This is a genomic window from Halomonas sabkhae, assembly GCF_030409265.1.
GTDB lineage: Bacteria > Pseudomonadota > Gammaproteobacteria > Pseudomonadales > Halomonadaceae > Halomonas > Halomonas halmophila.
In genome coordinates this window covers 47,560-64,261 of the sequence record NZ_JAUFPM010000006.1, presented here as the reverse complement: position 1 = coordinate 64,261, position 16,702 = coordinate 47,560, and the positions used below count along the sequence as shown (strand labels likewise).

Here is a 16,702-nt window from a genome sequence, read left to right as displayed (position 1 = left end):
TTTATGTGGTGCTAAATCATTTGTATGTTATACATTTTTACAACGTGCATCCTCTACCGGGATTTCGAGGCTTCATGGACCATCGGGCCCTGTTGCTACGTCTTCCACGCCTCGCGGGAAATCAGCGCCACGCAGCACAGGCGTCACCCTGTTCGACCTTGATCAGCTCGTCGCTGGGGAAGTCTTGCTCGGCGGCGCGTTGCACCAGGTTGCGATAGGTAGCGTCGGGCAGTGTCGGGGTCCGCGACAGGATCCATAGATAATCGCGGTTCGGGCCGGCGACCAGGGCCCACTGGTAATCAGTGTCGAGCGCCATGATGTTGTAACCGCCGTAGAAGGGGCCGAAGAAGCTGACCTTGAGGCGGCCGACATCGGTCGAGTCGATGAAGTAGGCCTTGCCCTCGGCGACATCGGCTTCGCCTTCCTGCAGGTTGGTGCCCCGGTTGGTGACACTGACGCCACCGTCCTCGCGCATGGCGTACTCGGCGGTGACACAGTCCAGGCCGCGTTCGAAGGAGTGATCGAGGCGCGCGACTTCGTACCACTGGCCCAGGTAGCGGTCGAGCTGGAAGTCTTCGACGGGCTCCACGCCCTCCGGTATCCCGGTGCAGGCAGTCAGGCCCAGGCTGGAAGCTGCCAGCAGGGACAGCAGGTATCGGCGGGGTATCAGCATGGTGGCAAGGCTCAATGGGAATGAATGATTCGACGGCAAACGATACGCTTGCCTGCCAGGATCATGACACTGCCGGGCCTCACCGGGGAACCACCATGCTGTATCCCCTTATATTAAACCCGAGGGCGGGCCAGTGGTCCTGTCCCTGGCGATAGCGTGCCAGGAGGTCGGCGCTGGGCTCGGCCCAGGCTCGCGTCGGGCAAGCTGAAGCCAAATCGGGAGGTGCGTGAAGGCGAGGTCGCCGTGTATCATCTGCGCCGCTTGCCAGCCTGGCGGTTTGACCGCGTGCCTCCCCAGTGCGTGGAGAACATGACGGGGCTGGTGTTGTCGCAAGTAATATCCGTCGTGCCCTGACAGGAGAATCGCTTCAGTGAATGTGCTGATGTTCACCAATACCTATCACCCGATTGTCGGTGGGGTCAGCGAGTCGGTACAACGCCTCAAGTATCAACTTTGCCGGGCGGGACACCGTGTGCTGGTCGTGGCGCCGCGTCTGGAAGGACAGCCCGACGACGAGACGGATGTGGTGCGGGTGACGGCCGTTCAGCACTTCAATGGCAGTGACTTCTCCTTGCCGGTGCCGATGCCGGGGCAGCTCTATGAAGCCATCGAGGACTTCGAGCCGGATATCGTGCACTCACACCACCCCTTCCTGCTGGGCGATACCGCGGCCCGGGCCGCCGAGACCTATGGCCTGCCGCTGGTGTTCACGCACCATACTCTCTATGAGCATTACACCCACTATGTGCCCGGGGACTCGCCGCGCATGCAGCGTTTTGCCATTGCCCTGGCCACGCAGTACAGCTGGTTGTGCGACAGCGTCATTGCGCCGAGCGAGAGTATTCGCGATCTGCTCATCGAGCGTGAGGCCAACTCCGCGGTGCGGGTCGTGCCGAGCGGCGTCGATACGGCGCGTTTCTCCCTGGGCAATGGCGAGGACTGTCGGCGCCGCCACGGCATTCCGCCGGATGCGTATGTCATCGGTCACCTGGGGCGGCTGGCTCAGGAGAAGAACCTGTCGTTTCTGACCGAGGCGGTGGCCCTGGCATTGAGCAGGCGACCCGAGGCGCACTTTCTGATCGTGGGCGATGGCGAGGCCCTTGATGCCATGCAGGACATCGCCGAGCGGCATGGTGTCGCGGCGCGTGTGCATTTCACCGGTCGTCTGCATGGCGATGCTCTGATCGATGCCTATCACGCCATGGATGTCTTCGCCTTCGCCTCGCACAGCGAGACCCAGGGCATGGTCGTGGCCGAGGCCATGGCCGCCGGCTTGCCGGTAGTGGCCGTGGCGGCGCCCGGGGTGGTCGAAGTGGTCGAGGATGGCGAGAACGGACGCCTGTTGCCGGAGGACGATGCCCCGGCGATGGCCGAGGCTCTCGAGGAGCTGGCCGATGAGCGGGCGCGGGAGCCCCTGAGGGAGGGGGCGCTGTGGACCGCCGCGGATTATGACGAGCAACGCTGCGCCGGCCGTTGTCTGCTGGTCTATCGCGAAGTCATCGCACGCGGCGGGCCTTTCACGCATGCCGACGATGGCGGCTGGGATCGCGTGCGCGGGCGTCTGGGTGCCGAGTGGCAGATGCTGCGTTATCGCGGCCGTCTGCTGCGTCACATGGTGCAGGGCGAGTGGGATCAGGAACGCCCCAACTGGTGGCCGGGCGGCCGTGACGAGCCGGGCGTGCCCCCGGAGTGATCAGCCGTGGCGCTGACGGCGCTGTGACCAGCGCTTGAGGGCAAACAACACTCCGACGCCAGCCAGCAGCCCCAGCACGGATAACACCACTTCGCGAGTACTGGTCGCCGTCACCAGTTCACCCAATTGACTGCCCAGCAGCGTGACCCCCGCCAGGCCCGGTACGATGCCCAGGGTCGAGCCGATCATGTAGTCGCGAAAGCGCAGATGAAAGGCGCCGGCCATCATGTTGGTCAGGGTGAAGGGGGCCAGCGGCAGCAGGTTGACGACGGTCATGGTGCGGATGCCGCGACCGGAGAGGTAGCGTGACAGTCCCTTCAGGTGCTTGCCGCCATAGCGCATCAGGGCATCGCGCCCCAGCCGGCGGCCGACCCACCAGGTCAGCACCGAGGCCGCCAGGGTGCCGGCCAGTGAATAGGCGAAGCCCCACCAGGGGCCGAACAGCAGACCGGTCAGGGCCACCAGCAGGCTGAGCGGAAACATGACCAGCGAGGCCGCGGCATAGGCGGCCATGACCACCAGCACGGCCCAGCTGGCATCGCGCCAGGCGATCGATCCCCGGGCCAGCTTCATCAGGCTGTCGACGGTCAGCAGGTCCTGCATGGCCAGCCATTGCCAGAGCAGGCCGAGGGAGACAAGCGCGAGCAGCACGGAGGCAAGGATGCTGAGAGGCCGAGACATGAAGCTGGGGGATTCCTGGTGGACGTCTGGCGACAGCATACGGCAGATCGCCCGCTGGCCAAAGAGCTCAGCGGGCGAGCGGCAGGCGGTCAGGCGTCGTTGAACGACTCGAGCCGGCTTTCGATGACCGGCCAGGCGGGCTGGTCATCACGCGTGGTCACGCCTTTCAGCATGGTTTTCACGCGTTGCGGGTGCTCGCTGAGCCACTGCTGGGCCACGGCTTCCACCTCGCGCTCTTCCTGACCGAATTCGCGAATCATCCAGCTCTGCTCCTCGGCGGAGAAGGTGAACTGCTGGAAGAACGTCATCAGGTTGGGGTTGGCATCGGCATAGGCGCTGCGCGCGATGGTCAGGACTTCGCTGGCGCCGTTGTTGTCGCCGAACAGGTCCCTGGAGTCCTCCAGGTAGCGCATGTCCAGTTCCAGGTTCATCCAGTGCGGCGTCCAGCCGACCCAGACAATGGGTTCGTCGCGCGAGATGGCGTCGCGGGCCGCGGTGAGCATGCCGACCACGCTGGTATCGACCAGCTGCCAGTCGCCCAGGCCCCAGGTGTCGTTGTCGATGGCCTCGTTGAGGATCTCGCTGGCCGCCGAGCCGGCGCCGAAGCCGTGGATCTCGCCATTGAAGCGGTCGCGATGCGCGTCCAGGTCGGCAAAACTCTGGATGCCCTGGTCATACAGGTAGTCGGGTACTGCCAGGGTCATCTGGGCACCATCGACATTGTTGACCACCCGCTTGATGGCACCGCTGTCGATCAGCGGCGCATAGATGCTGTCCTGGGCCGGCAGCCACCCGCCAAGGAAAACATCCAGGTCCCCGCTGTCCAGGCCCTGGTAGACCACCTGCATGCCGAGTTCCTCGGAGCGTGTGGCATAGCCGAGCGGCTCGAGCAGTTGTGCGGCGATTTCGGTCTTGACGGTGATCCCCGGCCAGGCTGGAACGCCGAAATCCAGGGTGGCATCGTCGGCCATGGCGGGGCCGGCCAGCCCCATCGCCAGGGGAAGCGTCCATAGGGACGGGTTGGAACAGACTCGCATTGATTGCTCTCCTGATGGCCGGGCCCGCAGACCCGGCATGAGTACCAAGAAAAGGCCTGTGAAGGTGCCTCGGGCGAGGCACGGGTCAGGCTCAGGTGCTACGTGCCAGAACGCGCAGCCGCGATTCCAGCAGGTCGAGATCCAGGTAGGTGCCCTGCAGGTGGCGACGGCCACTGTTGGGGTTGAAGGCGTTGCGCCCGTGCAGCACGCGGCGGTTGTCGAAGGCGATCATCTCGCCGGGTTGCAGGGAAAACTCGAGGCGCATGCTCGGGTCATGGACCAGGTGCCAGAATTCGATATAGGCGCGGTACCAGGCATCGGCCTGATCCAGCGGCAGGCGCAGCGAGTCGCGGATCCAGTTGTTGAAACGGACTTCGAGCAGCTGGCCGTCATAGTCCAGTGTCAGGATCGGGGCGCGCCAGGCGATATCTTGGGTGTCGTCCTGGAACCGAAAATCGATGGGGGTCTCGCTGAGCAGGCGGAAGGCCTCCGGCGAGCGTTCACGCAGCGCCTCGGCGGCGGCAAAGCCGTCGGTGAAGGTCGACTCGCCACCCTCGGCACCGTTTTCCAGGCAGTACAGCAGCTGGATGTCCGGCGGCTGACGCCAGTTGGGCAGGTCGGTATGCAGGGGCAGACCGATGGCCGTGTAGGCGGCATTGTTGGGGTTGGGCTTGGAACGCACATCGAAGCGGGCGCCGAAGTTGGTGGCGCGCAGAGGGCCGATGCGTTCGGCCAGGCGACTGACTTCCTCGTCGGCCAGCGGGCCGTCCTCGAGCAGCACCAGGCCGTCACGCAGCAGGGCGGTCAGCCATTGGCGTTCCCCGGCGGCGTCCTCAACGAAGTCGGCGTGTGCCACGCGGGCCGGGGCGAAGTCTTCCGCCCAGGGCCGGCGGGCAGGCACGGCATCGCCTGTCGGCTGCCCGGCCTGACGCTGGCGCAGCCAGCCGGCATCGAAGGGGCTGACATGGTCATCGGCCCAGGTCAGCACCAGGTTGCCGTCCTCGAGGCGGGCGGCAGGCGCGGCTTCCGGCAGCTCGAGGGGAATGTAGAGGCGCTCGCGCGTCGTGGTGTGACGGCATTCCGTGCAGGGGCAGTGGTCGCGCAGCCAGCTCAGGGTAAAGTCGGCTTGCTGGCGGTCCTCCCAGGTCAAGGTGACGCTTGAGCTGCCGGTCGTGGCATCAATCAGAGCGGGGCCGCCGGTGTGGCTGAACAGCTCGCTCATGGACCAGGTGATACGGTCGGGTGAGGTGACGGTGGCAGCGTCGGTAGTCATCTTGGCCTCCTGTTGCAGTAGTGCGATACAGGGTGACGATTGCCTGATGAGTGCGCAAACGATTAATCTGGCCCCTATGCCCTAGAAAAACTTATGAGGTAATTAGCCATGCCGGGAGTACCATCATGACAGGATTGCCGCCGCTGGGATGGATGCAGGCCTTCGAAGCGGCAGCGCGCACCCTGAGCTTCACCGCGGCGGGTAACGAGCTGGGGGTCACCCAGGCGGCGATCAGCCAGCGCATTCGCCTGCTGGAGGATCGGCTCGGTCAGAAGCTCTTCGTGCGGCATCCGCGCAGCCTGAGCCTGACGCCCGTGGGACGTGCCTGGCTGCCTTCCATTCAGGATGCCTTCGTGCGACTCGGCGAAGGCACCAGTGAAGTCTTCGGCGGTACGCGGCAGGAGCGCCAGGTCACTCTGCGCACCACGCCCGTCATTCAGCAGAACTGGCTGGCGCCACGTTTGCCCGCGTTTCAGCGCGACTACCCGGAGATCGGCGCCCGCGTGGTGAGCGCCATCTGGCCGGACGACTTCGGTCCCGAGGGCGCGGATATCGAGATTCGTTATGGCCGTGGCGAGTGGTCCGGGGTGGAGGCCATCTCGCTCGGCGAGGAGGCCATGCTGCCGGCCTGCTCGCCGACGCTGGCGCGTCGGATCCAGACGCCCGAGGACCTGGCCGGTCAGGTCCTGCTGCATGCCGTGGGCTTTGCCGTGGGCTGGCCGACCTGGCTGGAGCAGGCCGGTGTGCCGGGCCTGGAGGACCGTTGCGCGGCGATGACCTGTGACAACCAGGTGATGACGCTGGCCCTGGCCAGTCAGTCCGGCGGAGTGGCCTTGATGCATCGTCGCCTGCTCGAGAAGCGCGACGACCTGGTGGCGCCCTTGCCGTTGGAAGTTCCCAGCGAAGAGCAGTTCTGGCTGGTGCGCCCGGCGAAGCGACAGCCCCACGAAGAGGCGGCGCGGTTGTGGGATTGGTTGCTGGAGTGCCTTTAGACCCGGGGGCCGAACCAGCCAGCCGGCTCCTGCCGGAAATACTGGGTGAGCAGGGAGTAGAGTTCGGGGTAGGCGGCCACCAGGGTGTGCGGTGAGGTGAAGAAGTACTCGCAGTTCACGGCGAAGCATTCTCCGGGGTGGGTGGCGGCGTAATCGTCGATGGGTGTGATGTCACCGCGTTCCAGCCGGGCCTGAAGGTCCTCCCAGACGGCCATGAAGACGCGGTACCACTCGCGTGGATCCATGTCGCCGGGCAAGGGCGGATAGCCATCGGCGTCCAGCGAGTTGCCCATGTCGAGCTTGTGCGACAGCTCGTGAATCAGCACGTTGAAGCCGTCCAGCCCTCCACTCGCCATCAGGTCCGGATAGGCGACCACCACCGGTCCCTGATGGGAGGTCTCGCCGGCACGCTGGTCGTCGTACTCATGCATCACGCCGAACTCATCCATTTCCTCGACGCGCCGGTGGAAAGCCTCGGGCAGGACCAGTATCTCGTGGACATTGGAGAAGGCATCAAGATGGTCGCGATCCTGCCAGCCGAGCGTCAGCAGACAGGCCTGTCCCGCCAGTGCCAGATAGCCGGCTGTGTCGAACTCGATGCCTTCCTCGCGCAGTGCCGGATGCAGGCTGATTCGCTTGTGGTGCAGAAAATACCAGGCACGGCGCCCCAGCCGCCCGGCCGGGTCGTCGGGCAGTACGCCGAGCAGGGGCACTCGCTCCCGAGCCACCTGCCAGTCGGTCTCGGGGAAGGGATGGCGGGCCTCGAAGCGCGCCATCCGCCAGCGCTTCAGGAAGGCCAGCAAGCGCTCAGTTATCCTCGGCGCCGATGCGGCCACCGGACTTCCAGGACCAGTCACGCCAGCGCAGGTCGAACAGGTCCTGACGGCGGTCCTTGAGGTTGGTCACCGAGCCCTCGTTGCGCACCACCTTGAGGCGGCTCAGGTCCAGGTCCGAGAACATGATCATCTCGGTGTTGGGCGTGGTCTCGGCGAGCACGGCATCGTGCGGGAAGGAGAAGTCCGAGGGCGAGAACACCGAGGACTGGGCGTACTGGATGTCGAGGTTCTCGATCGACGGCACATTGCCCACGCTGCCGCACAGCACTACATAGCACTCGTTCTCGATGGCGCGCGCCTGGGCGCAGTGACGCACGCGCAGATAGCCGTTCTTGGTATCCGTCCAGAAGGGCACGAACAGGATGTCCATGTCCTGATCGGCCAGCAGGCGGGAAAGTTCGGGGAACTCCACGTCGTAGCAGATCTGGATGCCGACCCGGCCGGCATCGGTCTCGAAGACCTGGAGTTCGTCACCGCCCTCGACGATCCAGTCGCGACGCTCCTGGGGCGTGATGTGCAGCTTGGCCTGGCGCTCGACCGAGCCGTCGCGGTGACACAGGTAGGAGACGTTGTAGAGCCGGTCTTCCTCGCCGACCTCGATCATCGAACCGGCCACGATGTTGATGTTGTAGGAGACCGCCATGCGCGACAGCTCGGTCTTGAAGCGCTCGGTGAAGCCGGCCAGAAAGCGGATGGCGGCCAGCTGGTCCTGCTGGGCGGCGCGGTCCTGCAGACCCATCAGCGGGGCGTTGAACAGCTCCGGGAAGACCGCGAAGTCGCTCTGGTAGTCGGCCAGGGCATCGACGAAGTATTCCACCTGCTGCAGCACCGCCTCCACCGAGGCGAATTCGCGCATCTGCCACTGCACCGCGCCGACGCGCACCTGGGTGCGGCGTGTCTCCAGCACTCGCTCGGCGGGCTCGAAGAGGATGTTGTTCCATTCCAGCAGGGTGGCATAGCCGCGTGACTTCTCGTCCTCGGGCAGGTACTTGCTGAGCAGCCGCTTGACCTGGAAGTCGTTGGCCAGCTGGAACGACAGGATGGGGTCGTGGATCTCCTTGCGCGACACCTTGTCGATGTACTCGGCGGGCGTCAGCTCATCGGCGTACTGGTGGTACTGGGGGATGCGGCCCCCTGCCAGGATGGCCCGCAGGTTCATCGAGCGGCACAGTTCGCGACGCGCTTCATAGAGCCGGCGGCCCAGCCGGTGTCCGCGATAGTCCGGATGGATCAGGACATCGAGGCCGTACATGGCGTCGCCATCGGGATCATTGAGGATGATTTCGCGCTGGTCGATCAGGTCATCGTACTTGTGCGGGTTGGAGAAGCCGTCGTAATCCACGCGCACGGTCAGCGCCACGCCGATCAGGCGCCCATCGTCCTCGATGCCGATCTGGCCGTCGGGAAACTCCTGGATCAGGCGCTCCATGGTGTGCTTGGGCCAGGCACCGCCCAGATCGTCATAGACGGCATCCATCAGCTGCTTGAGCTGGGGATAGTCTTCCGGTGTCAGGTTGCGCAGATTGAGCTGAAGATCGTCTAGCGACATGGGACGTCCTTTGTACTGATGTGACCTCGAATGCCGACCAGTTTATCACGCGGTTATAAGCGCGCCCGTGCTACTGACTAGCGGCGTCTAAACGCAGCGGATGCTCCGCCATGCCAGGGGGCCGTCCAGGTCTGGGCCATGATCACCCCGGCGAGAATCAGGACGCCGCCGAGCAGATGAAAGCCGGCTACCTGTTCGTCGAGGGCGAACATGGCGATCAGGGCACTGAACAGCGGCATCAGGTTGATGAAGATGCTGGCACGGCTGGCGCCGATATGGCGAATGGCGCGCATCCACAGGTAGGTAGTGATGATGGAGGCCGGGATACCGGCGTAGGCGATCAAGCTGATATTGTCCGGGGTCACCGGCGTCATCGGTCCGGCCAGGTAGAAGGGCAGCAGAAGCAGCACCGCGCACACCACCTGCCCGTAGAGCATCACCCAGGGCGGCAGGTCCAGCGGCCAGCGCTTGAGCATCACGCCATACAGGGCATAGCAGGTCGCGGCCAGCAGCATCAGCAGGTCGCCACGCGAGATTTCGAGTGCCAGCAACGACAGGGGATTGCCCCGGCCGAGCAGGAAGCTCACGCCCAGGAAGGCGCAGAGCCCGCCGATGATGCCGCCCATGCTGGGCGACTCGCGCAGGATGAGGGCGCTCAGCAGCACGGTGAGCAACGGCACCATGGCGGCCAGGATCCCCATGTTGGTGGCCGAGGTCGTCTCGGCGGCCACATAGGCCAGCCCTTGCCACAGTCCCATGCCGAGCATGCCCAGTACCGCCAGCTTGGGCCACTCGCGGCGCAGGCTGACACGGTGGCGCCAGGCGGCGGGCGCCACGCAGGGAGTCAGTACGGCCAGTGCCAGCAGCCAGCGCAGGAAGGCAATGCTGCTCGGGGCGATGGCGCCCACGGTCAGCTGGTTGATGGTCATGTTGCCGGACCAGATCAGCACGGCCCCCAAAGGTGGCAGGAATAGCAGCAGTGGCATGGTGGCCTCGAAATGCGCGAGCCCCGCATGGGCGGGGCTCGCAATCAGGCTGTCGATGTCCCCGCCGCTCAGGCGGGGCGGTTGCGGGTCACCGAGCGCGCAGCAGTCGCAGCTCGCTGTTCAGTGCCTTCATGATGGTGTAGCACATTAGCAGCATGAGCACCGAGAAGGGAATGGCTGTGGCCGTTACCCCGGCCTGAAGCGCCGACAGGCCGCCCCCGATCAGCAGCACGATGGCGATCAGTCCTTCCACCGTGGCCCAGAACATGCGCTGGGGACGCGGCGCATCGATCTTGCCGCCGGCGGTGATGGTGTCGATGACCAGCGAGCCCGAGTCGGATGACGTGACGAAGAAGATCAGCGCCAGAATGATCCCCAGGGTCGACATCAGGCCGGTCAGCGGCAGTTCATTGAGCATGCCGAACAGCGACAGCTCGGGGTTGTAGTTATCGATCACGTATTGCTTGACCAGGCTGGTATCGGGGCTGGCATAGAGCTGCTCGAGCCCGGTGCTGCCGAAGACCCCCATCCAGATGGCGATGAACAGGGTGGGCACGATCAGCACGGCGAGGACGAACTCGCGAACCGTGCGGCCGCGCGATACCCGGGCGATGAACATGCCGACGAAGGGTGCCCAGCTGACCCACCAGGCCCAGTAGAAGATGGTCCAGGCCTGACGGTAGGCATCATCCTCGCGGCCGAAGGGGGCCGAGAGTGCCAGGAACTCCGTGGCATAGGTCACCATGCCGTCCCAGAAACCGGTCAGGGCGGCCAGGGTCGGCCCGGCGAACAACACGAAGAAGAAAAAGCACACGGCCATCATCATGTTGAGTTCGGAGAGCCGCTTCACGCCGCCGTCGAGGCCGCGCCACACGGAGACCAGGGCCACAGCGGTCACCAGCAGGATGATGATGATCTGGGCGGTGACGCTGACCTCGAGGCCGAACACGAAGTTCATGCCGGCGTTGGCCTGCTGCGCCCCGAGGCCGAGGGAAGTGGCCAGACCGAACAGCGTCGAGAACACCGCCAGGATGTCGATGATATGGCCCCACCAGCCCCAGACTCGCTCGCCCAGGAGCGGGAAGAAGGCCGAGCGAATGGAAAACGGCATGCCCTTGTTGTAGCTGAACAGCGCCAGTGCCAGGGCCATGACCACGTAGACCGCCCAGCCGTGGATGCCCCAGTGCAGGTAAGTGCCGGCCAGCCCCATGGCGGTCGCCTCGGGTACGGCATCGGCGTTCAGGGCGCCATCGGCGAAGGGCGAGGTGATGCCCAGCGGCAATGACACATTGGCGTGATAGACCGGCTCGAGCACCCCGAAGAACAGCAGGCCAATGCCGATGCCGGCGGCAAACAGCATGGCGAACCAGGAAAGGTAGCCATACTCGGGTCTGGCATCGGGCCCGCCCAGCCGGATGGAGCCGTGGGGCAGCAGGATCAGGGCGATCGAAAACAGGATGAAGAAGTCCACCACGATCATGAAGTACCAGTCCAGCGTGCCCGTCGAAAAGGACACGATGGACTGGAACATGCTGCCGGCCGTCTCCGGAAACATCAGAGTCAGCAGGATGAAGATGATGGAAGCTGCCGCCGAGATCATGAAGACCCGGTTGTGGATGTCGAAGCCGATGGGGCCCAGGCTGCCTTCGATATTGTCCTGGCCGACGACATAATCTGTCTGCATGTCGTCGACCGGTTCGGGATGCGCTGACGCATCATTCGGACTGTTCATAAGGGGGTTGTCCTGTGTTGATAGATTCACTCGTTCAGGGGTGATTCTTGTTCACTATCCCCAAGCGCGCGACGAATTACCGTTATCTGATTAAACGCTCACCATGAGCGCCGTCGTGGAAAGCCGGCGCAGTGAGTCGTCACGCCGCTTGCGCAGGGCGTGGCGCGGACATCTTCGAGCGGGAAGGGGAGAGGAGAGTAGTGGGGCGCTAGCGTAACTGACTGTCCTTGCTGGCTCGCCGGTTAAAGCCCGTACCGGCGCTGTCACGCTTGTCCTGCTCGGCCTGGCATTCGATGCACAGGCGCACACCCGGCACGGCCGCGCGGCGTGCTTCGGGGATCGGCTCATCGCACTCCTCGCAATGCGTGAGGCTCTCGCCGCCGGGCAGGCGGCTACGCGAGCGCTCCACGGCATCCTCGACCGTGCTTTCGATCTGTTCCTGGACGCTTCCGTCCTTGGCCCAGCCTCCTGCCATGTGCGGTTGTCCTCAATGCTCTCGAGAATGATGGCTTGCGCCTGTGCAAGGCTAGCGGAGCAGGGTGGTGCGCGCCAACCTCTCAAGCCACGGCGGCGAGACCGGCGCGGGCAACCCGGGCATCCTGTTCGGGCTTGACGCCGGAGACGCCGATGGCCGCGATGGGCTGGCCATCGACGATGACGGGGATGCCGCCTTCCAGCAGCCCTTCCAGCGGCACCGACAGAAAGGCGGTGCGCCCCTCGTTGATCATGTGCTCGAAGACCCGGGTTTCCTTGCCGCTGAGGGCGGCGGTGCGTGCCTTGCGGGTGCCGATCATGGCGCTTGTCGCGGCGGCCCCATCCAGGCGACGCAGGCCGAGCAGCTCGCCGCTGTCATCGGCCACGGCAATGGTCACGGCCCACTGGTTGGCCTCGGCTTCGCGCTGCGCGGCATCCAGGATGGCGTTGACATCGGCCAGTTCTAGCATGGCTTTGGTTTTCATGTGGCTCCTTGGCATTGGCTTCGAGCCACGGATTCTAGCATCGAGCGGGCAGCATGACAGTGTGGTGGCTGGGCGTGTGGCCCGCATTGGCCAGGCCCGCCGATTCTTGGCACTATCATGGCCCCCTGTCCCCGATGCGAGGAGCCAGCATGTCCCGAGTACTCTATGATCTGTGCGGTATCGACACAGCACTACGCTTTTCCCCCTTCTGCTGGCGGGTGCGCATGGCGCTGGCGCACAAGGGGCTGGATGTCGAAACCCGACCTTGGCGCTTCACCGAGAAGGATGCCCTGAGCTTCACCGAACACGACAAGGTGCCGGTGCTGGTCGATGGTGACACGGTGGTCACCGAGAGCTATGACATTCTGTGCTATCTCGATCGCACCTATCCCGAGGCGCCGCTGGTCGGCGACGCGCTGGCCGAGTCCCGGGCGCGTTTCTTCAAGCATTACGCCGAACGCTCGCTGGCGCCTCCGATCATGGCGATCATCATCATGGATCTGCTCAATGCCATCCATCCGGATGATCGTGCCTACTTCCGCGAGACCCGCGAAAAGCGCTTCGGTCGCACCCTCGAGGAAGTGCATTCGCCGGTGAGAGGGCTGAGCCAGCTCGACACCGCCCTGGCTCCCTTGCGCGGCCGCCTCGAGGAAGCTCCCTTCCTGGACGGCGATGCCCCGGGCGCGGCCGACTACCTCGTCTTCGGCAACTTCATGTGGGCGCGCTGCGTCTCCACCGCCGACCTGGTCTCCAATGCCGATCCGGTCCATGCCTGGCTGGAGCGCATGCTCGACCTGCATGACGGCCTGGGCCGACAGGCAACCCGGATCACCGATATCCAGGACGCCTATCGCTGAACGCTCGTGCAGAGCGTGTGACCGACAAGTTGCGTATGCTGACCGATAGCGATTTTCGGCGTTGAGGAGTCTCCCATGACGGATCAGGCCTTGCCCTTCGACCCGGCCGACCCCGAGGCCGTGCGTCGTTGGCTGGTTCAGCTCGGTCACACGGCGGTTGCGGCGGTGCATCCGCAGTCACTGGTCTTTGACGTGCTGCCCGAGCCCCCGGCGGGACGCACCCTGGTGGTGGGGGCCGGCAAGGCGGCAGCGGCCATGGCGGCGGCGCTCGAGCGTGCCTGGCAGGCGCAGTATCCCGATGCGCCGCTGAGCGGTCTGGTCGTCACCCGCTACGGCCATGGGCCTCAGGGCGATGCGGAGGCCTGCGCGAACATCGAGGTGCTGGAGGCCGCGCACCCGATGCCGGATGACCTCGGCGAACGGGCGGCGCGCCGCATGCTCGAGTCGCTGGACGGGCTGGGCGAGCAGGACCTGGTGATTGCCCTGATCTCGGGGGGTGGGTCGGCGCTGATGACCTTGCCGGCACCGGGCATCGAGCTGGCCGAGAAACAGGCCCTCAACCAGGCGCTGTTGCGCTGCGGGGCGCCGATCAGCGAGATCAATACCGTGCGGCGTCATCTGTCGGCCATCAAGGGTGGACGGCTGGCGGTGGCGGCGCATCCGGCCCGCGTGCTGACCTGGCTAATCTCGGATGTGCCCGGCGATGAGCCGTCGCTGATCGCGTCCGGGCCCACTCTGCCCGATGCCAGCACACCGGCCGATGCCCTGGCGATCCTCGAGCACTATCAAATCGAGATATCGCCGAGCGTTCGCCGACACCTGAGCACGACCCGCCAGGCACCCGGCGAGGCTGATGCCGAGTTCCGGCGTGACCGACACCTGGTGCTGGCGCGGGCGCGTGATGCCCTGGAGGCGGCGCGCGATGTCGCCGCCGCCGAAGGCCTCGAGGTGCAGCTGCTGGGCGATGATCTGGAAGGCGAGGCGCGTGAACTCGGGCGGGCCCAGGCGCAGCTGGCGCTGGACACCCAGCGTGACGCTGCGCGGCCGTGCCTGCTGCTGTCCGGCGGCGAGACCAGCGTGACCATGCAGGGAGATGGCCGCGGTGGTCGCAATGTCGAGTATCTGCTCGGGCTCTTCAGTGCCCTGAAGGGGGCGCCGGGCATCCATGCCCTGGCCATCGACACCGATGGTATCGACGGCTCGGAAGACAATGCCGGTGCCATCTTCGGGCCGGGCTGCTGGCAGGAGCGTGGAAGGCTCGACCTTGATCCTGACGAATATCTGTCACGTAATGATGCGTATACTTTCTTTGCCGCCCTGGGCGACCTGATCGTGACGGGCCCGACGCGCACCAATGTCAACGACTTTCGAGCCATTCTGGTTTTACCGAGGACTTCATGACGCTGCCACCCCATGCTCCGATCCACGAGCCGATTCGCCGCACCAAGATTGTTGCCACCCTCGGCCCGGCCAGCGACCGGCCCGGCGTGCTCGAGCAGATGATCGCCGCCGGCGTCGACGTGGTACGCCTCAACTTCTCCCATGGTGCGCCCGAGGATCATCGCCGCCGCCTTACCGAGGTACGCGAAGCGGCCGCTCGACTGGGGCGCAGCGTCGCCGTGCTGGGCGACCTGCAGGGCCCCAAGATTCGCATCGCGCGCTTTCGCGACGGCCCGGTGGAGCTCGAGGATGGCCAGACCTTCGTGATCGACGTGGCCCTGGACAGCGAGGCCGGCGACGCCAACCGGGTGGGCTGTGACTACAAGGCGCTGGCCGATGACGTGGTGGCCGGGGACCGCCTGCTGCTCGACGACGGCCGGCTGGTGCTGGACGTGGCGCGCGTGGACGGCACGCAGATTCACACCACCGTGGAACAGGGCGGCAAGCTGTCCAACAACAAGGGCATCAACAAGCAGGGCGGCGGCCTCTCCGCCCCGGCCCTGACCGACAAGGACAAGACCGACCTGAAGACCGCCATGGAGATCGGCGTCGACTACCTGGCGGTGTCCTTTCCGCGCAGCGCCGCCGACATGCACGAGGCCCGCGAGCTGCTCGGCGAGGCCGGTGCCGATATCGGCCTGGTGGCCAAGCTGGAACGCGCCGAGGCGGTGGCCGATGATGACACGCTGGACGGCATCATCGAGGCCAGCCAGGCGGTGATGGTGGCCCGCGGCGATCTGGGCGTGGAAATCGGCGACGAACAGCTGATCGGCACTCAGAAGCGCATCATCAAGCACGCGCGCACCCTGAACCGGGCGGTGATCACCGCCACCCAGATGATGGAGTCGATGATCGAGTCGCCGCTGCCCACCCGAGCCGAGGTGTTCGACGTGGCCAATGCGGTGCTGGACGCCACCGACGCGGTGATGCTATCCGCCGAGACCGCCGCCGGTGACTATCCGGTGGAAACCATCGAGGCCATGGCGCGTGTCTGCCTGGGCGCCGAGCGTGAACGGGTGGCCCAGGCCTCCGGCCATCGCATCCATGAAGGCTTTTCGCGCATCGACGAGACCATTGCGCTGTCGGCCATGTATGCCGCCAATCACCTCTCCGGTGTGGCCGCCATCGTCTGCATGACCTCCACCGGCTACACGCCGCTGATTGCCTCGCGGATTCGTTCGGGGTTGCCGATCGTCGGACTGGCGCACAACCCGGTCGCCCAGCGGCGCATGGCGCTGTATCGGGGCGTGGTGTCGCTGCCCTTCGATACCAGCCAGATGACCGCCGACGAGCTCAACGACCGCGCCATGGATGTGCTGGTCCGTCACAGCATTGCCGAGCCGGGGGACCATGTCATCCTGACCCGGGGGGATCACATGAATGCGCATGGCGGCACCAATACCCTGAAGATTCTCGATGTGGGTCCACAGCATGGGCGTCGCTGAGACGCTGACCACCAGCCGGCGTACGCACACGCCGAACCCGACACGCCGCCGCTTGCTGAAAGGCATGCTGGTGGCGCCATTGGCGCTCTGGTGGCAGCCGCTGGCCTGGGCGGCCCTGCTGCCGACCCGTCCCCTGACCATTCATAGCCGCCAGGGCCCGCACCGCCTGACGGTCGAGGTGGCCAACAGCTCGTCGGAACGCAGTCAGGGGCTGATGGAGCGCGAATCCCTGGCCCGGGATGCCGGCATGCTGTTTCTCTACGACGTGGCCCAGCCCGCGCGTAGCGGCTTCTGGATGTACCGTACGCGGATTCCGCTGGACATCGCCTTTCTGGATGCCGAGGGGCGTATCAACGAGATCCATCGCATGCAGCCGTGTCGCGCTGCCTCGCCGAGCGACTGCCCGGTGACGCGGGCCGAAGCGCCGTATCATGCGGCCCTGGAGGTCAATGCGGGGTACTTCGAAGCCCGGGGCATCCAGCCGGGCGACTGCGTCAGCTGGCCGGCGCAGGACGGTAGTGCCTGCCGCTAGGGAGCTGCCTGGGAGCT

Annotated in this window: 16 protein-coding genes; 6 read left to right on the top strand and 10 right to left on the bottom strand. The window is 65.5% G+C overall.

Going from position 1 to position 16,702, the window contains the following annotated elements; translation table 11 throughout:
- Positions 1-121: 121 nt before the first annotated feature.
- Complete coding sequence (locus tag QWY79_RS04910; RefSeq protein WP_290270464.1) at positions 122-673, bottom strand: lipocalin family protein; 552 nt, start codon at positions 671-673, stop codon at positions 122-124.
- Positions 674-1,043: 370 nt separating this feature from the next.
- Here QWY79_RS04910 and QWY79_RS04905 point away from each other — a divergent pair, with 370 nt between their 5' ends.
- Positions 1,044-2,366: a glycosyltransferase gene (locus QWY79_RS04905; protein WP_290270462.1), complete on the top strand. Its 1,323-nt coding sequence runs from the start codon at positions 1,044-1,046 to the stop codon at positions 2,364-2,366.
- On the opposite strand, the gene QWY79_RS04900 is transcribed toward QWY79_RS04905, so the two are convergent.
- From QWY79_RS04900 to QWY79_RS04890, 3 genes are all read right to left on the bottom strand, one after another.
- Complete coding sequence (locus QWY79_RS04900; RefSeq protein WP_290270461.1) at positions 2,367-3,047, bottom strand: TVP38/TMEM64 family protein; 681 nt, start codon at positions 3,045-3,047, stop codon at positions 2,367-2,369. It abuts the gene before it with no gap.
- An 89-nt stretch (positions 3,048-3,136) separates the two neighbouring features.
- Entirely contained in the window at positions 3,137-4,084 is a 948-nt protein-coding gene (locus QWY79_RS04895) for an ABC transporter substrate-binding protein (protein WP_290270459.1), read from the bottom strand.
- 91 nt (positions 4,085-4,175) lie between these two features.
- Positions 4,176-5,357, bottom strand: coding sequence for a TauD/TfdA family dioxygenase (locus QWY79_RS04890; protein WP_290270457.1), 1,182 nt, complete (start codon positions 5,355-5,357; stop codon positions 4,176-4,178).
- 125 nt (positions 5,358-5,482) lie between these two features.
- On the opposite strand from QWY79_RS04890, the gene QWY79_RS04885 reads away from it, so the two are divergent.
- On the top strand, positions 5,483-6,349 hold the full coding sequence (locus QWY79_RS04885; RefSeq protein WP_290270454.1) for a LysR substrate-binding domain-containing protein: 867 nt from the start codon (positions 5,483-5,485) through the stop codon (positions 6,347-6,349).
- On the opposite strand, the gene QWY79_RS04880 is transcribed toward QWY79_RS04885, so the two are convergent.
- The 6 genes from QWY79_RS04880 to QWY79_RS04855 form a co-directional block, all read right to left on the bottom strand.
- Entirely contained in the window at positions 6,346-7,152 is an 807-nt protein-coding gene (locus QWY79_RS04880) for a M90 family metallopeptidase (protein WP_290270452.1), read from the bottom strand. The two genes, QWY79_RS04885 and QWY79_RS04880, sit on opposite strands and share 4 nt — an antisense overlap.
- 4 nt (positions 7,153-7,156) lie before the next feature.
- Positions 7,157-8,734, bottom strand: coding sequence for a bifunctional GNAT family N-acetyltransferase/carbon-nitrogen hydrolase family protein (locus QWY79_RS04875; RefSeq protein WP_290270450.1), 1,578 nt, complete (start codon positions 8,732-8,734; stop codon positions 7,157-7,159).
- Positions 8,735-8,811: 77 nt separating this feature from the next.
- Positions 8,812-9,720 carry a DMT family transporter gene (locus tag QWY79_RS04870; protein ID WP_290270448.1) on the bottom strand — a complete coding sequence of 303 codons (909 nt, stop codon included), beginning with the start codon at positions 9,718-9,720 and terminating at the stop codon, positions 8,812-8,814.
- An 88-nt stretch (positions 9,721-9,808) separates the two neighbouring features.
- Positions 9,809-11,452, bottom strand: coding sequence for a BCCT family transporter (locus tag QWY79_RS04865; protein ID WP_290270446.1), 1,644 nt, complete (start codon positions 11,450-11,452; stop codon positions 9,809-9,811).
- A 208-nt stretch (positions 11,453-11,660) separates the two neighbouring features.
- Positions 11,661-11,927 (bottom strand): DksA/TraR family C4-type zinc finger protein, encoded by a 267-nt coding sequence (locus tag QWY79_RS04860; RefSeq protein ID WP_290270444.1) that lies wholly within the window; start codon positions 11,925-11,927, stop codon positions 11,661-11,663.
- An 82-nt stretch (positions 11,928-12,009) separates the two neighbouring features.
- Complete coding sequence (locus QWY79_RS04855) at positions 12,010-12,411, bottom strand: GlcG/HbpS family heme-binding protein (RefSeq protein WP_141319062.1); 402 nt, start codon at positions 12,409-12,411, stop codon at positions 12,010-12,012.
- A gap of 149 nt (positions 12,412-12,560) precedes the next feature.
- Between QWY79_RS04855 and QWY79_RS04850 the strand changes: the two genes are divergently transcribed.
- From QWY79_RS04850 to QWY79_RS04835, 4 genes are all read left to right on the top strand, one after another.
- Positions 12,561-13,268, top strand: a complete 708-nt coding sequence (locus QWY79_RS04850; protein WP_290270440.1) for a glutathione S-transferase N-terminal domain-containing protein — start codon at positions 12,561-12,563, stop codon at positions 13,266-13,268.
- Positions 13,269-13,343: 75 nt separating this feature from the next.
- Positions 13,344-14,669 carry a glycerate kinase type-2 family protein gene (locus QWY79_RS04845; RefSeq protein WP_290270438.1) on the top strand — a complete coding sequence of 442 codons (1,326 nt, stop codon included), beginning with the start codon at positions 13,344-13,346 and terminating at the stop codon, positions 14,667-14,669.
- A complete protein-coding gene (gene pyk / locus QWY79_RS04840) occupies positions 14,666-16,153 on the top strand; it encodes a pyruvate kinase (RefSeq protein ID WP_290270436.1) in 1,488 nt (495 codons plus the stop codon). The genes QWY79_RS04845 and pyk overlap by 4 nt, the downstream gene beginning before the upstream one ends.
- Complete coding sequence (locus tag QWY79_RS04835; protein WP_353960356.1) at positions 16,125-16,685, top strand: DUF192 domain-containing protein; 561 nt, start codon at positions 16,125-16,127, stop codon at positions 16,683-16,685. The genes pyk and QWY79_RS04835 overlap by 29 nt, the downstream gene beginning before the upstream one ends.
- The last annotated feature ends 17 nt before the right edge of the window (positions 16,686-16,702 follow it).